The sequence below is a fragment of the Candidatus Taylorbacteria bacterium genome, assembly GCA_039934295.1.
In the GTDB taxonomy this organism is placed as follows: domain Bacteria; phylum Patescibacteriota; class Minisyncoccia; order Phycocordibacterales; family HO2-43-120; genus HO2-43-120.
Map to the genome: position 1 here is coordinate 1 of JBDTMN010000021.1, position 17,150 is coordinate 17,150.

15 protein-coding genes and 1 tRNA gene are annotated in these 17,150 nt (G+C 44.4%); 5 read left to right on the plus strand and 11 right to left on the minus strand.

What is annotated here, in order from left to right:
- Nucleotides 1-181 precede the first annotated feature (181 nt).
- Together ABI430_05025 and ABI430_05030 are read left to right on the plus strand one after the other, a co-directional pair.
- Nucleotides 182-1,123, plus strand: coding sequence for a hypothetical protein (locus tag ABI430_05025; protein MEO8638230.1), 942 nt, complete (start codon nucleotides 182-184; stop codon nucleotides 1,121-1,123).
- A gap of 173 nt (nucleotides 1,124-1,296) precedes the next feature.
- Nucleotides 1,297-2,289, plus strand: coding sequence for a hypothetical protein (locus tag ABI430_05030; protein ID MEO8638231.1), 993 nt, complete (start codon nucleotides 1,297-1,299; stop codon nucleotides 2,287-2,289).
- Between the two features lie 207 nt (nucleotides 2,290-2,496).
- Here the strand turns inward: ABI430_05030 and tsaD are convergent, their stop codons facing one another.
- Both tsaD and ABI430_05040 read right to left on the minus strand, forming a co-directional pair.
- Nucleotides 2,497-3,786, minus strand: coding sequence for a tRNA (adenosine(37)-N6)-threonylcarbamoyltransferase complex transferase subunit TsaD (gene tsaD / locus ABI430_05035; protein ID MEO8638232.1), 1,290 nt, complete (start codon nucleotides 3,784-3,786; stop codon nucleotides 2,497-2,499).
- A gap of 178 nt (nucleotides 3,787-3,964) precedes the next feature.
- The gene (locus tag ABI430_05040) at nucleotides 3,965-4,396 is read right to left on the minus strand and encodes a hypothetical protein (protein ID MEO8638233.1); all 432 of its coding nucleotides are present in this window, start codon (nucleotides 4,394-4,396) and stop codon (nucleotides 3,965-3,967) included.
- A 268-nt stretch (nucleotides 4,397-4,664) separates the two neighbouring features.
- On the opposite strand from ABI430_05040, the gene ABI430_05045 reads away from it, so the two are divergent.
- Nucleotides 4,665-6,407, plus strand: coding sequence for an ABC transporter ATP-binding protein (locus ABI430_05045; protein ID MEO8638234.1), 1,743 nt, complete (start codon nucleotides 4,665-4,667; stop codon nucleotides 6,405-6,407).
- Between the two features lie 5 nt (nucleotides 6,408-6,412).
- Here ABI430_05045 and ABI430_05050 read toward each other — a convergent pair whose 3' ends face one another.
- From ABI430_05050 to ABI430_05080, 7 genes are all read right to left on the minus strand, one after another.
- The gene (locus tag ABI430_05050) at nucleotides 6,413-6,925 is read right to left on the minus strand and encodes a hypothetical protein (protein ID MEO8638235.1); all 513 of its coding nucleotides are present in this window, start codon (nucleotides 6,923-6,925) and stop codon (nucleotides 6,413-6,415) included.
- Between the two features lie 6 nt (nucleotides 6,926-6,931).
- A tRNA-Val gene (locus tag ABI430_05055) sits at nucleotides 6,932-7,004 on the minus strand.
- Between the two features lie 80 nt (nucleotides 7,005-7,084).
- Nucleotides 7,085-8,323 (minus strand): ABC transporter permease, encoded by a 1,239-nt coding sequence (locus tag ABI430_05060; GenBank protein MEO8638236.1) that lies wholly within the window; start codon nucleotides 8,321-8,323, stop codon nucleotides 7,085-7,087.
- A 168-nt stretch (nucleotides 8,324-8,491) separates the two neighbouring features.
- Nucleotides 8,492-9,214, minus strand: a complete 723-nt coding sequence (locus ABI430_05065; GenBank protein ID MEO8638237.1) for an ABC transporter ATP-binding protein — start codon at nucleotides 9,212-9,214, stop codon at nucleotides 8,492-8,494.
- A gap of 69 nt (nucleotides 9,215-9,283) precedes the next feature.
- Nucleotides 9,284-10,840, minus strand: a complete 1,557-nt coding sequence (locus tag ABI430_05070) for an efflux RND transporter periplasmic adaptor subunit (protein MEO8638238.1) — start codon at nucleotides 10,838-10,840, stop codon at nucleotides 9,284-9,286.
- 206 nt (nucleotides 10,841-11,046) lie between these two features.
- On the minus strand, nucleotides 11,047-11,274 hold the full coding sequence (locus tag ABI430_05075; GenBank protein ID MEO8638239.1) for a DUF378 domain-containing protein: 228 nt from the start codon (nucleotides 11,272-11,274) through the stop codon (nucleotides 11,047-11,049).
- A gap of 164 nt (nucleotides 11,275-11,438) precedes the next feature.
- A complete protein-coding gene (locus ABI430_05080; GenBank protein MEO8638240.1) occupies nucleotides 11,439-14,156 on the minus strand; it encodes a peptidoglycan-binding protein in 2,718 nt (905 codons plus the stop codon).
- 255 nt (nucleotides 14,157-14,411) lie between these two features.
- On the opposite strand from ABI430_05080, the gene ABI430_05085 reads away from it, so the two are divergent.
- Both ABI430_05085 and ABI430_05090 read left to right on the plus strand, forming a co-directional pair.
- Entirely contained in the window at nucleotides 14,412-14,885 is a 474-nt protein-coding gene (locus tag ABI430_05085; GenBank protein ID MEO8638241.1) for a hypothetical protein, read from the plus strand.
- A 101-nt stretch (nucleotides 14,886-14,986) separates the two neighbouring features.
- Complete coding sequence (locus ABI430_05090; protein MEO8638242.1) at nucleotides 14,987-15,214, plus strand: hypothetical protein; 228 nt, start codon at nucleotides 14,987-14,989, stop codon at nucleotides 15,212-15,214.
- An 85-nt stretch (nucleotides 15,215-15,299) separates the two neighbouring features.
- Here the strand turns inward: ABI430_05090 and ABI430_05095 are convergent, their stop codons facing one another.
- Nucleotides 15,300-15,695, minus strand: coding sequence for a response regulator (locus ABI430_05095; GenBank protein MEO8638243.1), 396 nt, complete (start codon nucleotides 15,693-15,695; stop codon nucleotides 15,300-15,302).
- A gap of 13 nt (nucleotides 15,696-15,708) precedes the next feature.
- Nucleotides 15,709-17,150, minus strand: a 1,442-nt coding sequence (locus ABI430_05100; protein MEO8638244.1) for an ATP-binding protein, incomplete at its 5' end; no start/stop codon positions are given.

The following is a 17,150-nucleotide window of genomic DNA, read 5'->3' on the forward strand; positions in this document are numbered from 1 at the left end:
AACCGTTATCAACTAACGAGAGGCGGAGAGTGCAAAGATGGGTGGCCTTATACAAGTAGTTGACAAACCGCTAGTATTATGTATAATTATACACATGGAATACTGCCGAGGGTAATAGCTAAACTCTGGCGCGGATGACGTTCCAAGTCTCAAAAAAACAGAAAAAACAGATACGGAAATTATGAAAAAACTCCTTGTAATGGCCCTGCTAGTGGCAGGGATCGCAAACTCCTTTGGGGCAGTTGCCTCGAAGGTTAAGTTCTACTCGCTGTGGGTGTCCTTACCGGACGCCAATCGGGCGACCAACAGTTTCCCAGTCGCGAGGGACAACCTCATGTCTGGGTTAAAGTTGGGCGGTGTCTTCGACCCTCGGGGGCGAGAAAATTCGCCTACGGGTCTCGATTTCGTGCAGTGCTTCGACGCCGGGGACGTCGCAACCACGACGGGTACAAATACGTTGTGGCGTTTCGAATTCAACCCGTCGGGCCAATTCACCAACAACTTCGGTAACCGCGGCTATTGCCCGGTCATCGTTGTAGGAATCGATGGACAGGTGTCCATTGACCGGTTGAGCTGGAAAGTGTATGGGGGCCCCCTAAGTGGTATACGTGACCTTAAGGGGATATCATATTTCCCATCAACGAGGGTTGGTGTGAACGCTGGCCCTGACGGAAGGCTGTGGACAGCCGATGATCAGTTTGTAAGTTCCGGTCCAGGAACACAGTTAGTGGATGCCGTCGCTTACATCGGGGCGTCACTGACGTCGCCTAACGTTGACAGTATTGTGGACCAAACGAAACTCAATAACGACCTCGCCGGCGGACTTCCCGTCACGGTCGAATACAAATTCGACGGTCTGAATGGTGACAAGTTCCATCCAGTCTCAACTCTTGTGTACCCCTCGGGTGGGGTGCCGGAAAAAAAATATGGGTTTCGAAAGATCGAGACTCCATACGGATTCCTTTGGTCGCTCATGGCGCCAAAGGGGTCTACGTGGACGGTTGGGAAATCCCCAGTCGTCAATGGGTTTTACAACCCGGAAACAGTCACTGCGGGGTTTTCAATCCCCGCCTTCTTTAACCAAAACCCGATGATGTTTTATCGGGTCCAACGGATAGAGTGAGAAACTAAACCTTGCTTTTATCCCTCAGTCGCTGCATACTTTACTGTGTGCAGCGATTTTTCATATAATAACGATAAATAGCCGATGTCAAGTTGGTACTTGACAAATTCCTATAATTTGCTATCATATAGGGTATCAGTAGATTATTAAGATAATAAGAATAATATAAATATATGAATCAGAAATTAATGAGATATATAGGCATATTTTCGCTTGTTTTGGCCTTTTCTGTTGCGTTTGCAAATAGCAATGCACAAATCGCCTATGCAGATGAAGATGCTCAGGTTGGTATTGTTACCAATCAGGTTTCCGAGGATCAACAGGATGAAGTTACACCTATTGATCTCGAACTAATTCAGGACGGTGGAAAGGGGATTAATACAAACGCTGTGACTGAGGATACTCAAGACGGCACTATTGGGATTAACACGAATTCAGTAACTGAAGATACGCAAGATGGAAATCAGCTTGCGACTCCTTCACCTACTCCAAATGAAAATGGAGGACACAGAAATCGTAGTGGCGGAGGTTCTCGACGCATGGCTTCAGACCTTATCGTAGCTCCGGAAACATTTGCATCAGCAAACATAATTGTAAGTCCGGTAGAAGCAGTGGCTGGGGACTGTACCTACTTGACGGAGTATTTGAAGTTCGGTGGAAAAAATAATCCAGCCGAAGTTCGAAAACTTCAGCTCTATTTGCGAGACACTGAAAAACTCGATGTAGACGTAACCGACATGTTTGACGAGAAAACTCTTGCTGGAGTGAACGCATTTCAAGCAAGGTATGTCAAAGACACGATGGGCCCATGGGGCGCTTCAATTCCGTCTGGACAGGTTTACATCTCAACGCTGAAAAAGATTAATGAACTCAATTGTAAAAATCCAATTGCTTTCACAGCAAATGATTTAGCTATCTTTGACGCTTACAAGAAAGCTAAAGTGGAAGGAACTTCTGTTCTTAGCGAGACCGAAGCTCCCGGCTCATTCTTTAACGGAAGCGATGCTGGAACTTCTCTCGACACGAACACGAACACAGACACAAGCACTGACGATGAAATCGGCACTACCGATGAAAACGCCAACGCTGGATCCGCCTCTGTCGGATTTGGAGCAAAAATAGGAAATTTCTTCAACGGAATCTTCAATTTTGTCTTCGGAAAATAAGAAAACAAGAATCTGGAATCTGGGTTATAGAATCTAGAAAATGAAAATACAGATAGCAAAAAACTCCGCCTAGGCGGAGTTTTTTGCTATAGGAAACACCCGTTAGAGCATTTTCCTTGTTCCCCGTGCTGAATTCCCCAAAGCTAAGCTTTGGGGAATTCAGAGTATGGTATAATATTTATGAATGATTCTTGTTTTATATAAATTTTATTTATCTATTCTCAGATTTCCTTTTGCGGAAAGAAGAATCGAATTCTTCATAGGAGATCCAAATGCCCCGGCAAGAGCAATCATAAGAGCGTTGTCGGTCGTGAGGTTGTGAGGGGGGATGAGCACAGGGACATTCATCTTTTTCCCTAGGTCGTCGAATGCCTTTCTCAAGTGATTATTTGCAATCACCCCTCCTCCGAGAATCAGTGTCTCAATTCCAAATTCTTGAATCGCGCGCTCCGTTTTTGCGATGAGCACTTCTGTTACCGCATTTTCAAATTCCATCGAGATTTCTTGCTTGATTTTCGGGGTGATTTTTGTGATTTTTCTCACCAAGTATAGTACGGCGGTTTTAAGACCGGAGAAGGAAAAATCGTAATCTTTACTGTGAAGCATGGGACGAGGGAGGGAAACAGTTTGTAAGTTGGTGAGATGGTAAGTTTGTAAGTTAGGTCGAAGGCGATTTTTTTCAGCCAGCGCCGAAATATGTGGCCCGCCGGGGTAGGGAAGTCCCAAAATTCTCGCAACTTTATCGAACGCTTCACCGACTGCGTCATCGCGCGTTTGACCGATAATCTCGTACTGCTTCCATTTCTTGATGAGGACGAGCTCCGTGTGTCCTCCGCTTATGAGTAATGCGAGAGCGGGGTAGTGGACAGGTGTTAGGTGTAAGGTGTTAGGTGTTAGTGCAGGAGGAGTATTTTCTTTGGAAATAAGTCTGCGTGTGTCCGCGTTTAGTCCGCGTTGGTCTGCGGTCTCCGCGCTAACAAGCGCGGAGACGATGTGTCCCTCCATATGATTTACCGGTATGACAGGAATATCCCAGAGTGCGCTCAATGCTCGAGCAAAATTTATCCCTACCCAGAGCGCAGGCTCAAGTCCCGGACCCTCCGTAATAGCAATCGCATCGATTGCCGGCTTTCCCATGTCTACCAATGTCTTCATAAATTGCTCACCAAGCTCCGGTTCTCGATCGAGGATAGTTTGTAAGTTTGTAAGTTTGTAAGTTGGTAGGTTAGACTTTGGATTTTCCTTTCCTGAATCTTGAATCATGAATCTCGAGTCTGCAGAATTTTTTAACAATTTAAGAAATAATGGAATCAGGTTTTTTCCATGCTCTCTCTTTGCCATCATTGGGAAAACACCCCCATAGTGCTCGTGGATGTTCACTTGTGATATAAGCTCATCGCCAAGGACTTTGAAATTCAGCGTTGGGGTAATTTCACCTGTCTCTATCAAGCAAATTGCTGTTTCGTCACATGATGTTTCTATGCCTAAAATAACCATAAAGGAAACTATACCTTCGGGCTTATTTTAAATCAAATAGAAATGATTGCATTTCCATACCTCAAATGTTGGTGGCGTATATTTCTATTCACGTCAATGTGTGCTATCTCAACGCTATAGCGGAGAGTTAGCATAGAGACAAAATGAAAAAACCCGCCATATTTTGGGTCGGGTTATTCTATATCCAGACATAGTAGGCTTTCCGTCCGGTTTGCTCAAAAACGAAGGCCACAGTTTTATTTCCGAAATCGAGTCTTGGACAATGAAGAAGTTCAACCTCGTGAGTATAGCGGATTGACGATTTTTTCTGCATTATTCGTGACTGAGTGAGAGTAAGTGGTCGTAGAAGCACAAAATATTCGCTTTTAAAAAGCGCGTTTTTTTCATCGTGCTTAATTGCAATTCCCGGAGGTCTAAGACCGAGTACACCAATATTCATGCCTTGAATTCCAGCGCATGGTCCGATTCCTACGCTTGTTCCGTAGAAGTAAAGCTGTCCAGTTTTCCTCAAGCGAAAGCGAGGGTATGGAAGTCTCTTAAAACGTGATAGGTGATGTCGAGGCCAAGCTGGAATTTCCGGCCTCAATTCCTCGATTGAGCGTCTCTGCATTTGAACAATACAGGCCATATGCGTCCTTGGTTGAAGGTTTAAAAAGAACAAAAAAACCAGCTTTCGAAGAAAGCTGGTTTTTGAATTCGATTTTAATTTTTAGTTTAAAATGCTAACACAAAAACGAGCTTTCTTCGCAAAGTCTGCATCATGGACATCATTTCGTTCGACTTATTCTGCATAGGTGAGGAAAGTATATCAAAACGAATAAAATATGTAAAATGATAAAGAATTTCCATAACTCTGCTAAAGTTGCTAAAATGAAACTATGTATTCAATGCGAAGCTTAATTTATGATGTGTGGTCTTATACGAGGCCTTACAAAAAAGCTTTCTGGACGGCGACTTTTTTGCGCTTTTTTGCCGATCTCGCATGGCTTTATCCTCCCTATGCTCTTGCGGTTATTGTAAACTTTTTTGCAAATAATGCGTCGGGAGCATCCCTCGCGCCTCTTTATTGGGCTTTTTCTCTCACTTTTCTTGTGGCGGTTGTTCGGTATTCGGCAGTGTATTATTCAAGATCGATAATGTATAAAGCTTCTGAAAAAATTGTTTTGGACGCTCAACACAAATTAATTCGTCATGTAATGCTTCTTGATATGCATTGGCAGGAGAAGGAGAGCTCGGGAAGCAAATTCAAGCGGATTGAGAGGGGAGCGGAGAGTATTAACAAGATTTTGAGGATTTGGATAAACAATATTATTGAAATTACAATCAACCTTGTTGGAATAATATTGATTATTCTGCACTTCGATTTCGGTATTGGAGTAACCGTTTCATTCTTTCTTATATCCTATTATATTTTTGCGCATTTTTATCGCACTAGAGGAGTAAGAGCGGCTGATATTGTAAATGCGAAAGAAGAATATAGAAGCGGAATACTTTTTGAATCCATCAGCAATATTCGAAGCGTAAAAGTCATGTCCATGGCGGACACAATTTTAAATAAGCTTTCTGTAAACGCTCTCGATTTGTTCGGAACAATTAAAAGACGTATTTTTTGGTTCCAAGCAGGCAATTCACTCAGAAATTTTTACGCGCAGCTTTTTAGAATTGGCGTTATGATTTTTATAGTATGGGGGGTACTTCGCGGAAAATATGAAATTGGTTTTCTTATACTGTTTACTGGTTATTTTGGAACTGTTTGGCAGTCAATGAGTGAATTTACGGACGTATCAGAAGATTTTGCTGTTGCCAAGAATTCAATATTTAGAATGCAAACAATTCTTAACACTCCGATAGTAATTGATAGTGAAGAAGGAAAAATCAGTTTTCCAACTGATTGGAAAGCGATCGAAATAAAAAATGTATCTTTCTCGTATCAAAACAAACTTGTTTTGGATGGAATCTCATTTGTCGTAAAGAGGGGGCAGAAAGTCGGAATCGTGGGATTGTCGGGCGCTGGAAAGTCGACTCTTTTTAAACTACTGCTTAAGGAACACGAATCATATACGGGTGAAATTCTTTTCGATGGGGGGTTGCTCAAGAATATAAGCAAAAAAGATTATTTTAATCATCTTGCTGTTGTTCTCCAGGATACAGAACTTTTTAACTCGTCGCTCCGAGAGAATATTACCATCTCGAATCAGAAAGAAGAAAAAAATCAGAAATTGCTTGAAAACGCCATAACTACTGCGCACGTCGGGGATTTCATTCCAAAGTTGCCAGAGGGAATCGAGTCGATAATTGGCGAAAAGGGGGTAAAACTGTCAGGAGGAGAAAAGCAAAGGGTAGGTATTGCCAGGGCAATATTTAAAAATCCACAAATTCTGCTTCTTGATGAGGCAACGTCTCATCTGGATATTGAATCAGAGGAAAAAATCAAAGATTCACTGCACACATTTTTCAGCAATGTGACAGCTATCGTAATTGCTCATCGGCTCACCACAATAAAGGAGATGGATGAGATTATTGTTATTGAAAATGGAAAGATTATTGAATCTGGGAATTTCAAGAAACTTTTCAAAGCAAAAGGTAGATTTTTTGAACTGTGGGAAAAACAAAAGCTTTAATTTTGCTAAAGATTTTTATCTATAAAAATCTTCAGCTCTTTTGGAGACTTTATTCGCACTAAGTTCTTAGGAGGATACTTAGTCAGAGCATTTTCGATAAGTTGAACAACTCCGCCTTGCCAAATTTCAAATAAATTTTTAATTTGCAGAGAATCTTCACATCCTTCCGGCAACTCATCTCGCTTGTTTTTTCTATGTTTGATCCACCTCTTAATATTGTGAAATACTGCTCTCAAATTTGTATAGTTAAGATAAATAACTAAATCTGCCAACTCCAACATCTCTTTCGGTGCGTAATTGATATAACCATCAACAATCCACGAATTTTGATTCTGGAGTAAGTCTTTTATTTTATTTTCCGCTTCCGCTCTATCTTTTAGAGTCCAATTTTCTCCCCAAATATATGTATCGATATGGATAGCAGGTAAAGAAAGTTTTTCTCCAAGAGTTCTTGCCAGAGAAGTCTTTCCAGAACCGTTTGGACCAATTATGGATATTTTCCTAAAATTTTTCAGCATGTTTTGTGGGCGGTAGAGGAGTCGAACCTCTGACATCGTCAACGTCAATGACGCGCTCTACCAACTGAGCTAACCGCCCGAGGTGTTAATGTACCAGAAATTTTTTTTAATTTCCAGTTCTTTCTATCTTACTAATCTCCTAAACTCCCAACCTAATGTTTACTCGTATCTTAGCGCTTCCATCGGGCTTTTCTTGGACGCCGAACGGGCGGGGTAGAGTCCGAAGACGAGACCAATCAATGTCGAGACACCAAATCCCAGTGCCGCTCCTCCCCATGGGAATACAAATTGCCAGTTGATATGGAGACCTGCGGATAAGGCTATTGCGATTACAAACGCGAGAAGCGCTCCTAATATTATTCCTACCAACCCGCCGATTGCAGTTAAGAGAACTGCCTCAAGGAGAAACTGCGAGAGAATGTCACGGTTGGTCGCTCCAAGCGCTTTGCGAAGTCCGATTTCTCGAGTGCGCTCGGTTACGGCGACAAGCATGATATTCATAATTCCCACGCCTCCCACAAAAAGGGCAATCGAAGCCACAGCAACCAGAAACCAGGTGAGAGCAGAAGTAATAGTTGAGAGCCTCTTCGCGAGGTCCTGCTGTGTTTGGACAAAAAAGTCGTCTTTGGCGGGGTCCGTAATGTCATGCGATTCACGCAACGTCAAGACGACGTCGTGAGCGACAATGTCAACATCCTCGTCCGCATTTGCTTCAACAATAATTCGGTTGAAATACTTGATTCCGAGAAGATAATATTGCGCGGTGGTATAGGGCATAAGAGCCATATCGTCAAAATTAAAGAGCGACCCTCCGCCAGTAGGCGGGAGAACCGCAACGACCTGAAAATTTCTGCCCTTGATTTTTATTTTTTTTCCGACGGGGTCTTCCGCGTCAAAGAGATGGTCCGCTATTTTGCTTCCAATAACCACCACATCTGCGCGGCCCAAAACATCGTCCTGACTGAAGAAAGCTCCACCTACAGGATGCAGGTCAAACATTCCCGCCATAAGCTCTGTTGCTCCGAAAATGTTCACCTGATACGTGTTGGACCCGTAGGAAGCCGAGTCCGCGCCAAAGACTACCGGCATCACATCTTTGATTCCGGGAGCATTCGTTTTATTTTTTAGATAGGTGACATCGCGTGGCTTTAGTGAGTCGCTATAAAGCGAGCTTACATCCGACGGGCCGGAGGGTTCACGCCCGGGGATGATGGCAATAGTTTGGGTGCCGAGACCCTGCACCTGGTCGAGAATAAGGGTCTGCGCGCCTTTTCCGAGCGCCACGACAAGAATAATGGCAGTGATGCCGATTACGATTCCCAAAATGGTGAGAAGCGAGCGCGACCGGTTTGTGGACAAACCTCTTAATGAAGTTTTAAAAATGTGTTTGTAGGTCATAAAAATAAGTTGAAAGTGGAACCCGCCCGAACGTGCCCCGCCCGGATGCCAGCCCGACCCGTCCGACCGAATCATCCGGGCGGAACGATTCATTCTGGCGGGGACATCCGTTCGGACGGGGGCACGGGCGGGAGTGAAAAAAAGAAAAAAGAGAACTGACTTTTTTTATTATTTCACGAAGCTGGCTTCAGCTCTCAAACGGTTTACGACTTCTTTGTCGCTCTCGATTTCTCCGTCCAGAATATGGATGATACGCTCAGCATGGCTCGCGGTCGCAGTCTCGTGGGTAATTAAAATAATAGTATGGCCTTTTTCATCATGGAGTTTTTGCAATATTTGCATCACCTGCGCTCCTGATTTGGAATCCAAGTTACCGGTGGGCTCATCAGCGAAGATGACGTCGGGCTTGGTTACAAGCGCTCTTGCAATCGCCACCCTCTGTTTCTCGCCTCCCGAAAGTTCCCCGGGCTCATGTTTTTCTCGATGGCTAAGACCCACAGATTGTAAAGCTTCTCGAGCAAGCCCGTTCCACTCCGACTCTTCTACCCCAGAATAGAGGAGAGGCAATTTTACGTTCTCCAGCACGCTGGTTCTTGCTAAGAGATTGAATGCCTGAAAGACAAAACCGATACGGTCATTTCTCATTTTTGCAGTTTGTACCTCGGTATATGAATTGATGTTTTTTCCATCGAAAATGTATTCACCGCCTGATAGATCGTCAAGTAATCCTAAAATATGAAGCAGGGTAGATTTGCCCGAACCGGAAGGTCCCATGATGGTTACGAATTCTCCTTTTTCTATGGTAAGCGAAATACCACGAAGAACAGTGGTCTCCGTTTCGCCATCTTTGTAGATTTTCGTAATATTTTTTGCCTCGATTAGTGCAGACATGAAAAGGTAAGCTAGACAGTCAGAGATTTTCTAACATACTAATATACTAACTTACTAATATACTCCTTATTATTTCTTCCTGTCAAAAAATACTATTTTGTCTCCCTCATTTAACCCCGAGATAACCTCGACATATCCGTCGGTGCCTCGGAGTCCAAGCACCACAGGTACTTCTTCGACAGAATTATTTTCACGAACAATTTTCACCGATTTTTCGTTGTCTTTTTGCGTTACGGCTCTTTGCGGAATACGGAGCACGTTTTCTCTCGTTCCGGTTTGGATATCGATATTTGCCGTCATGCCGGACTTTATCCGTTCGTCGCTTTTATCAAAAAAGAACGTGACTTTATAGGTTGCGACGCCCTCAATGATTGTCTCTCCGGGGTCGATAAGCGTTACTTTTGCGGGAAAATCCTCGCTTTGCCCGTAGGCGTCCAGCGTAACCTTCGCGCTCTTGCCGAGAGCAACCTTTGAGATATCCGACTCGGGCACAAAGGCTTCGATTTCAAACGATCCTCCAGAAATAAGCCGAACAAGAGGGGAACTTGGGGTTGCTAATTCTCCGATTTTTGCGTCGAGTGAAGTCACCGTTCCCGAAAAAGGAGCGATAATCATCGTCTCGTTTAGGTTTGATTGAATAGATTGAATAGACGACTCCGCTTTTGAAAGAGCGAGCGCCTTCAGACGAAGCTCATCGGGAGTTACCGCTGACTCTGCGGAGGCCGAAGACTGGCTCGCTGACTCGATATTTGATTTGACTGTCAATACGGTTGTGCGGGCGGTGGAAACATCTGTTTTGTACCCGCTGTAGAGGGAGGCCTCGGCGGAAGACTGATTGCTTGAGCTTATAAGAACCAAAGAAAGATCCTGAAGAAGGACTTCGACAGAGTCGATTGTGTTTTTCGCGACGGCTTCACTTTTAATTAAATCGATGCCCTCTGATTTGAGAGAGGTTCTCCAATCCTTAAGAAGATTGTTCACATCGTCTTTTTCATTGTTTATCCTAATTTTTTGGCTTGGGTAGCCTGATATCGCATAGGTCGTATTTCCTTCAGATATTTGAATTCCAAACTGCGGACTCTTTCTTGGATTATCAAAAAATTGGTCAACATACGTTGATATGGCGCTGTCAACTTTTGAAAGTCCGTCCTCCAGGCTTTGTCTTAAATTAGCTTCCGCATTGATGATGGCTGTTTCGTCGCTCGACGTGTTTTTTCCCGACGTATCGTATTTTGCTTCGCTTGCGCGGACAAGCTGGTCGTACTCGATTTTGCGGGTCTCTAAATCGGCTTTTGCCTGGGAAAGAGACGCTCTCACGTCCCCATTTTCAATTGAAACCAGGACCGAGCCCTGCGAAACTCGGTTGCCGACTTTAGTATTCACGACAACAATTTTTCCGGATTTGGAAAGCGAAAGTTCCGCTTCTCTCACAGGCACAACCTTGCCGGTAACGCTTACCTCCTCGGCGATGTTTCCTCTTTCTACAAGTCCCAGTTCATAAGAGGCCAAGGGGTTGCGGTTTCGAGTGAATCCATAGACGGCAATCGCGATAATTGCTATTACAATGATAACGATTGTCCACCGCCCTTTTTTTGACCCCCAGATATTTTTAAGTTTTTCAATCATCTGATTATTATGATTAGCTTTCAGTATGAATGTTTTAACATGTCTGTCCCGAAAAGTCAATCAACCCTGATTTCAAATTGGGAAACGTGGGGAGTAGTGGTCTCTCGAGCAAACAAAAAAACATGGCGCAGTTTCTTGCAACATAAACTACGAACAGGCTCCTAAAAAACGATTGCACTTTCAAATCGAATACGAGCTCGTGACTCTTACATTGCTGGCGTTCCGGTAGATGTGGCCGAAATGTCGCAGTTCTTGCAGGTCTTCTTGTGCGTGGCGACGAGGTAAATCGCCGAGAGTCCCACAAGGACATAGACGACTCTTGACACCATCGCGCCCAGGAAGGAGCCGATGCCCCAATCGAAAAGACCGATGAGAAGCCAGTTCAACCCTCCGATAACCAAAAGAACGAACGCTATTCCATGTAATGCTTTCATATAATTATTCATTAATTAATAATAATTTCTTGCTTTAAGTATATCAGAAAAAGGAAACTTAGTCACACAGTCGAATGTAACCTGAAACATGTCCTAAACCCGTTCGGGTCAGACTAGGCTTGCGTCTGAAGTATAGAATCCAGAGAGTCGCTTCAGACGCTAAATTATGGCTGGCTGACAATAAACCCCCTTGTTATCGGTCCGAAGAATCCTACGGGAGGCGTGATGCCATGAGCCAGCTGGAACCTAGAAAGCGCGGTTCGGGTCAGCATGCCGAAGAAAGTGGTCTCATTGCCTGGAGAACCTGCGCCCACAAGAGCAAGCGTGAATCCTTTGGAATTTAAGTATTGCTGAAGGAGTTTTACATCGCTTCCCACTGATCCCGAACCAAGATTACGGGTGAAGGAAAGCGGGGTGAGAACAGGTGGGAGTCCTATTCCCGGAGTAATCTCCACAACTGGAGCAATTCCCGAAGTATTTGGACTACACATGTATCCTGAAGGATTGGCAGGAAATGGAATCAGGGTATATCCCGAGGCGCAGACTGGAAGAGCAGATGATGGTGAAGGTAATTGAGAAATGAAGTTAGCACTGCGACCGCCACTTGAGCTTCTCCTTCTTGAGGGGGTGGGAGTGGGGACAGGTACTTCTGGGATTGCGCTGAAGGAAGCGAAATTTTTAAATGCAGAATTACCTCCGACGGTGGTAAAATCTCCACCTGCATAGAGTGTGGCTCCATCTCCTGAAAGAGCGAGGGCATATACAGTACTGCTCATATTCGGATTAAAAGTTGATATAGCAGAGCCATTCGAGGTGTTTATAGCCGCTAGACGATTGTAGGGTGCTCCTCCAACGGTGGTGAAGGTGCCACCGGCGTAAAGAGTTGCTCCATCTCCCGAAAGAGCGAGGACCCAAAGAAAATTGTTAATATCCGGATTAATAAAAGTTGATATAGCAGAACCATCCGCGGTGTTTATAGCTGCCAGATTGTTGTAGGGTGCTCCTCCAACGGTGGTGAAAATGCCACCAGCGTAGAGTTTTGTTCCATCTCCCGAAAGAGCAAGGGCTAAAACAAAACCGTTCATATTCGGATTGAAAGATGTAGCTATTCCATCCGAGGTGTTGATAGCCACCAGACGATTGTAGGGTGCTCCTCCGACTGTGGTGAAACCGCCACCGGCGTAGAGTTTTGTTCCATCTCCCGAAAGAGCGAGGGCTCTTACTGCACTGCCCATATTCGGATTGAAAGATGTAGCTATTCCATCCGCGGTGTTTATGGCTACTAGAAAATTGTAGGGTGCTCCTCCGACTGTGGTGAAATCGCCACCGGTGTAGAGTTTCGTTCCATCCGGAGAAAGAGCGAGGGCTCTTACAGTGCTACTCATATTTGGATTGAAGGTTGATATAGCAGAGCCATTCGAGGTGTTGATAGCTGACAGACGATTGTAGGGTGCTCCTCCGACGGTGAGGAAATCTCCACCGGCATAGAGTGTGGCTCCGTCTTCCGAAAGAGCGAGGGCTAGAACAGTACTGCCCATATTTGGATTGAAATTTGGGTCAACAGTGCCATCGGGTAAAATATGCGCCAGATTATTGCGAGCGATATCTCCGAAGATGGTGAAACCGCCACCAGCGTAGAGAGTTCCTCCATCCGAAGAAAGAGCGAGGGTGCCTACATACTGGTTCATATTCGGATTAAAGGTTGATATAGCAGAGCCATTCGAGGTGTTGATAGCCACCAGACGATTGTGGGGTAGTCCTCCAACGGTGGTGAAAAAGCCACCAGTGTAGAGTGTAGCTCCATCCGGAGAAAGAGCGAGGGCTGAAACGCTACCACCCATATCAGGATTGAAAGTTGATATAGCTATTCCATCCGCGGTGTTTATAGCCACCAGACGATTGTAGGGTGTGCCTCCGACGGTAGTAAAATCTCCACCGGCATAGAGTGTGGCTCCGTCTCCCGAAAGAGCGAGGACAGACACACCAAAAAACGTACCGCCCATGTTCGGATTAAAGGTTGATATAGCAGAGCCATTCGAGGTGTTGATGGCAGCTAGACTATTGTAGGGTGCTCCTCCAACGGTGGTGAAGGTGCCACCGGCGTAAAGCGTTCCTCCGTCCGGAGAAAGAGCGAGGGCAGACACACCAAAAAACGCACTGCCCATGTTCGGATTAAAAGTTGTTATGGCTGTGCCATCTGAGGTGTTGATAGCTGCCAGGCGATTGTAGGGTGCTCCTCCAACGGTGGTAAATTCTCCTCCGACGTAGAGTTTTGTTCCATCTCCCGAAAGAGCGAGGGCCTTTACCTGACTAGTATTCACATCTGGATTAAAAGTTGATATAGCTGTGCCGTCTGCGGTGTTGATAGCCACCAGACGATTGTAGGGTGCGCCTCCGACTGTGGTGAATAGTCCTCCGGCGTAGAGTTTCGTTCCATCCGGAGAAAGAGCGAGGGAATATACAATACTGCTCATATTAGGATTGAAATTTGGGTCAACTGTGCCGTCAGATAAAATATGAGCTAGTCTGTTGCGTGTTTCTGTCCCTACTTGAGTAAAATTGCCTCCGATATACCAACCACCGTTTCGGTCCGAAATCACTGCCGATATTGAATTGTTAGCTTTGGGGAATGTGGATACAGGGAGACCAGTAGAAGTTACAATGGGGACACCATTTCCAACAAACGTACCACCCACATGGGTAAATCCGCCACCTATATATGTGCCGGAACTATTTGCCACGACGGCATTGACCACTCCGTTAATTATGGGTATGTTGCTATCAGGGGTAGAAGAAAACTCCGCTCTTGCATCCCCCGGCGAGTAAAAAAAGACTGAAACCAAACACGCGAACAAAAAGGTCGGTATAGTATATTTTTTCATATCATTTTTTTATTGAATAAAATGGTTCTCACTATTATACTATATTCGGAACAGAAACAAACTGGAGTGGATTTCAAAAGGAGTAGAATGTTCATTGCGAAAATACCGGACATAACTTCCCATTTTTTAAGGCAGTAATCTAAGTGTGAAAATATTTACAATAAAAATATACGGAGTAATATTATCACAGTCGGTTACTAGAATATTTCTTAATTATTATTTATGTCATCACAGAGGCAAAAAAAGGCGGAAAATATGAATATTAAAAAAGCGCAAGAGGCATGGAAGGGAATGACCCACCGCGAGCGCGCATTGGCGCAACCCGAAGGACGTTCCAGAAAGAAACCCGGCTCAACCGGAAAGGGCAAGTTTTACCGAATAGAGGTTCGTCCAAAGGGAGAATTTACCTCTTTTCGCGTTCAAGACGTGGGGAAGCCGGGCGGACTTGAGAGACTCGCAGGCAGGAGGTCAAGCGGGAGCTGGGACACTGTGACCTGGCTTATCAGTAAAGAAGACGCTCATGTCGCGAAAAACGGAGCACTAGTGATAGAAGGTGAAAAAGCGCGAAGTGTCTTGAAGCAAATTCGGGGGAAAATCACCCATGTAAAGGCAGACATCTTTAAGGCATATCCTCGAAGAAATATCCCAGAAAGCGAAAAACCGACTCCGGCAATGAGAAAAGCCGAAATGGCGAACATCAAAAAAGCGCAAGAAGCAAGAAGAAAATAATTTACTTTTACAAAGTCGACAAAAAAATTCCTTTCAGGATAAATGAGAGATGCGGTATACTGATAGTTGGTCGATTATCATTTGAATAATATTTCATCATTATGAAAAAAATATTTATTACTGCGACACTTTCTTTTTTCTCGGTCATAGGGATTGCCCAAGCGAAAACGGATAAAGTGTCCGTCTGTCATGTGACAAGTTCGGAGACTAATCCGATGGTCTTGATTAGCGTCTCTTCAAATGCGGTGGGAGCGCACTTGGGTCATGGCGACTTTCTTTTGCCGACAGGTCAAACTGAATGCGTGGACACTCCTCCTAACCCAGAATAAATAAAAATGTTCTGCTACCAATATCGACAAAGACCGGCGTTTTGCCGGTCTTTGTGTCTTTGCATTTTCTGCGTAATGAGAAATATTAAATTAATTTAAGTCTCTCCTTTATTTTTTCTATTACACCAGTCAAATTCCAATCAGACTTCACTAAATAATATGCAGGTTCGTTTCTTACAATCGAGGCTATTATTGATTCCTCGCCCGCCGACAAGTTTGTTAAAAGTATTATCGGCACGTTTTTTCCATACTCTCCCTTTTCTCGCAGTTTGTCCATCATTGTGAGCCCATCCATAACGGGCATAAGGATATCGAGCAAAATAAGATCAGGTTTTTCGCGAAGCGCGATATCGAGACCGTCTCGGCCGTTCCCTGCGGAAAGAACAAGAAACCCTTCATCGCGCAACTCCTCCGCGTATGTTTTATTAATCACCGCCTCATCCTCAACAATCAAAATTTTTATTTTATTATTTTCCGTCATATTATTTATTCTATCACAATGGATTCTGCTCGCCAATAAGTTCAAGTTCTTTTTTTCCGGCTTTAGCCCTCATTCCAGTCATAGGGATAGCGGCGTAAAACGTAGACCCCTGATTTTCACCGCCAGATGTAAACCATATGAACCCACCGGAGTTGTCGAGGACGGATTTAACTAAATACAATCCGAGACCCGTTCCGTCGGCAAGCACTTCTCTGGCATTGTCGGCTCTGAAGAATTTGGTGAATACTTTTCCCTGCTGATTTTGAGGAATCCCGTAGCCGGAATCCGACACAACAATCAAAAAACTTTTCTCTTCAAATAGCTTTCCTGCTACTATTTCTCCTTTATTCATTATCTTGCACTCAATGCTGATCTCCCCATCCTCCGGCGTATAATGTATGGAATTCATGACCATGTTGCTTATGACACTACGAAACAGGGGCTCGTCGAGCATTAACTCAATTTTCTTTTCTGGGAGTATAATTTTGAGTTTCAGGTGTTTTTTATCGCTCAATGGTTTCAGTTCATTGAGAAAAATTTGAATTGTGGCGCCGATATCCATTTCTTTTACTTTAATGGTAAATGCCCCGAGTTCAATGCGCGATACATTCAAAAGCGCGTTGACCAGATCTATCATTCGCTGATTTAAAGCGCGAATATCATTGATATATTCATTTTGTTTTTCTGTGAGCATTCCCATTTTTCCGCCCAGAAGCCTTTCGGTCAAGAGTTTGATAGCGGTCGGCGGAGTTTTGAGCTGATGGGACGCAAGAGATATGAATTCGCTTTTGGCTTTGTCAATTTCTTTTTCGAGCGTGATGTCTCGAAAAACTTCAATTGTTCCTATGACTTTTCCATCAAGAATAACGGGAGTTACCGTAATTGCCACAGGGAATTTTGATTTGTCTTTATGCGCATAATAGTAGGTCGGGCCCGCTGTGGTGGTGGTAGTAGTAGTCGTGGCGGTAGACAGCGCCATGCTCACAGGGTGTTTTTCCAATTGAATAGATGCTCCGTTTTCGTCTTCAATCGGGAAAACCTCAAAAAAAACTCTCCCCATAACTTCCTCGCTCTTCCTCCCGAGCAACTTTTCAGCGGTTTTATTTATAAGCGTAATATTTCCCCCCGAGTCCGTTGCCAAAAGCCCGTCACCGATACTCGCTAGCATCGTTTCTCGTTCCTTGGACGACACGGCTAATACTTTCGCATTTACCGCCAGCTTTAGTCTCACCTCCTCCTTTTCCTTCGCAGTCACCGCCAACTTTTCTGCAGTTACTGCAAGCTCGCGCCTCACCTCCTCCTTTTCCTTTGCAGTCACCGCCAACTTTTCTGCAGTTACTGCAAGCTCGCGCCTCACCTCCTCTTTTTCCTTCGCAGTCACGGCAAGTTCTTCCGCGGTAACAGCCAATTTTCGTCTGACCTCTTCTTTTTCCTTAGCGGTTACCGCCAACTCAT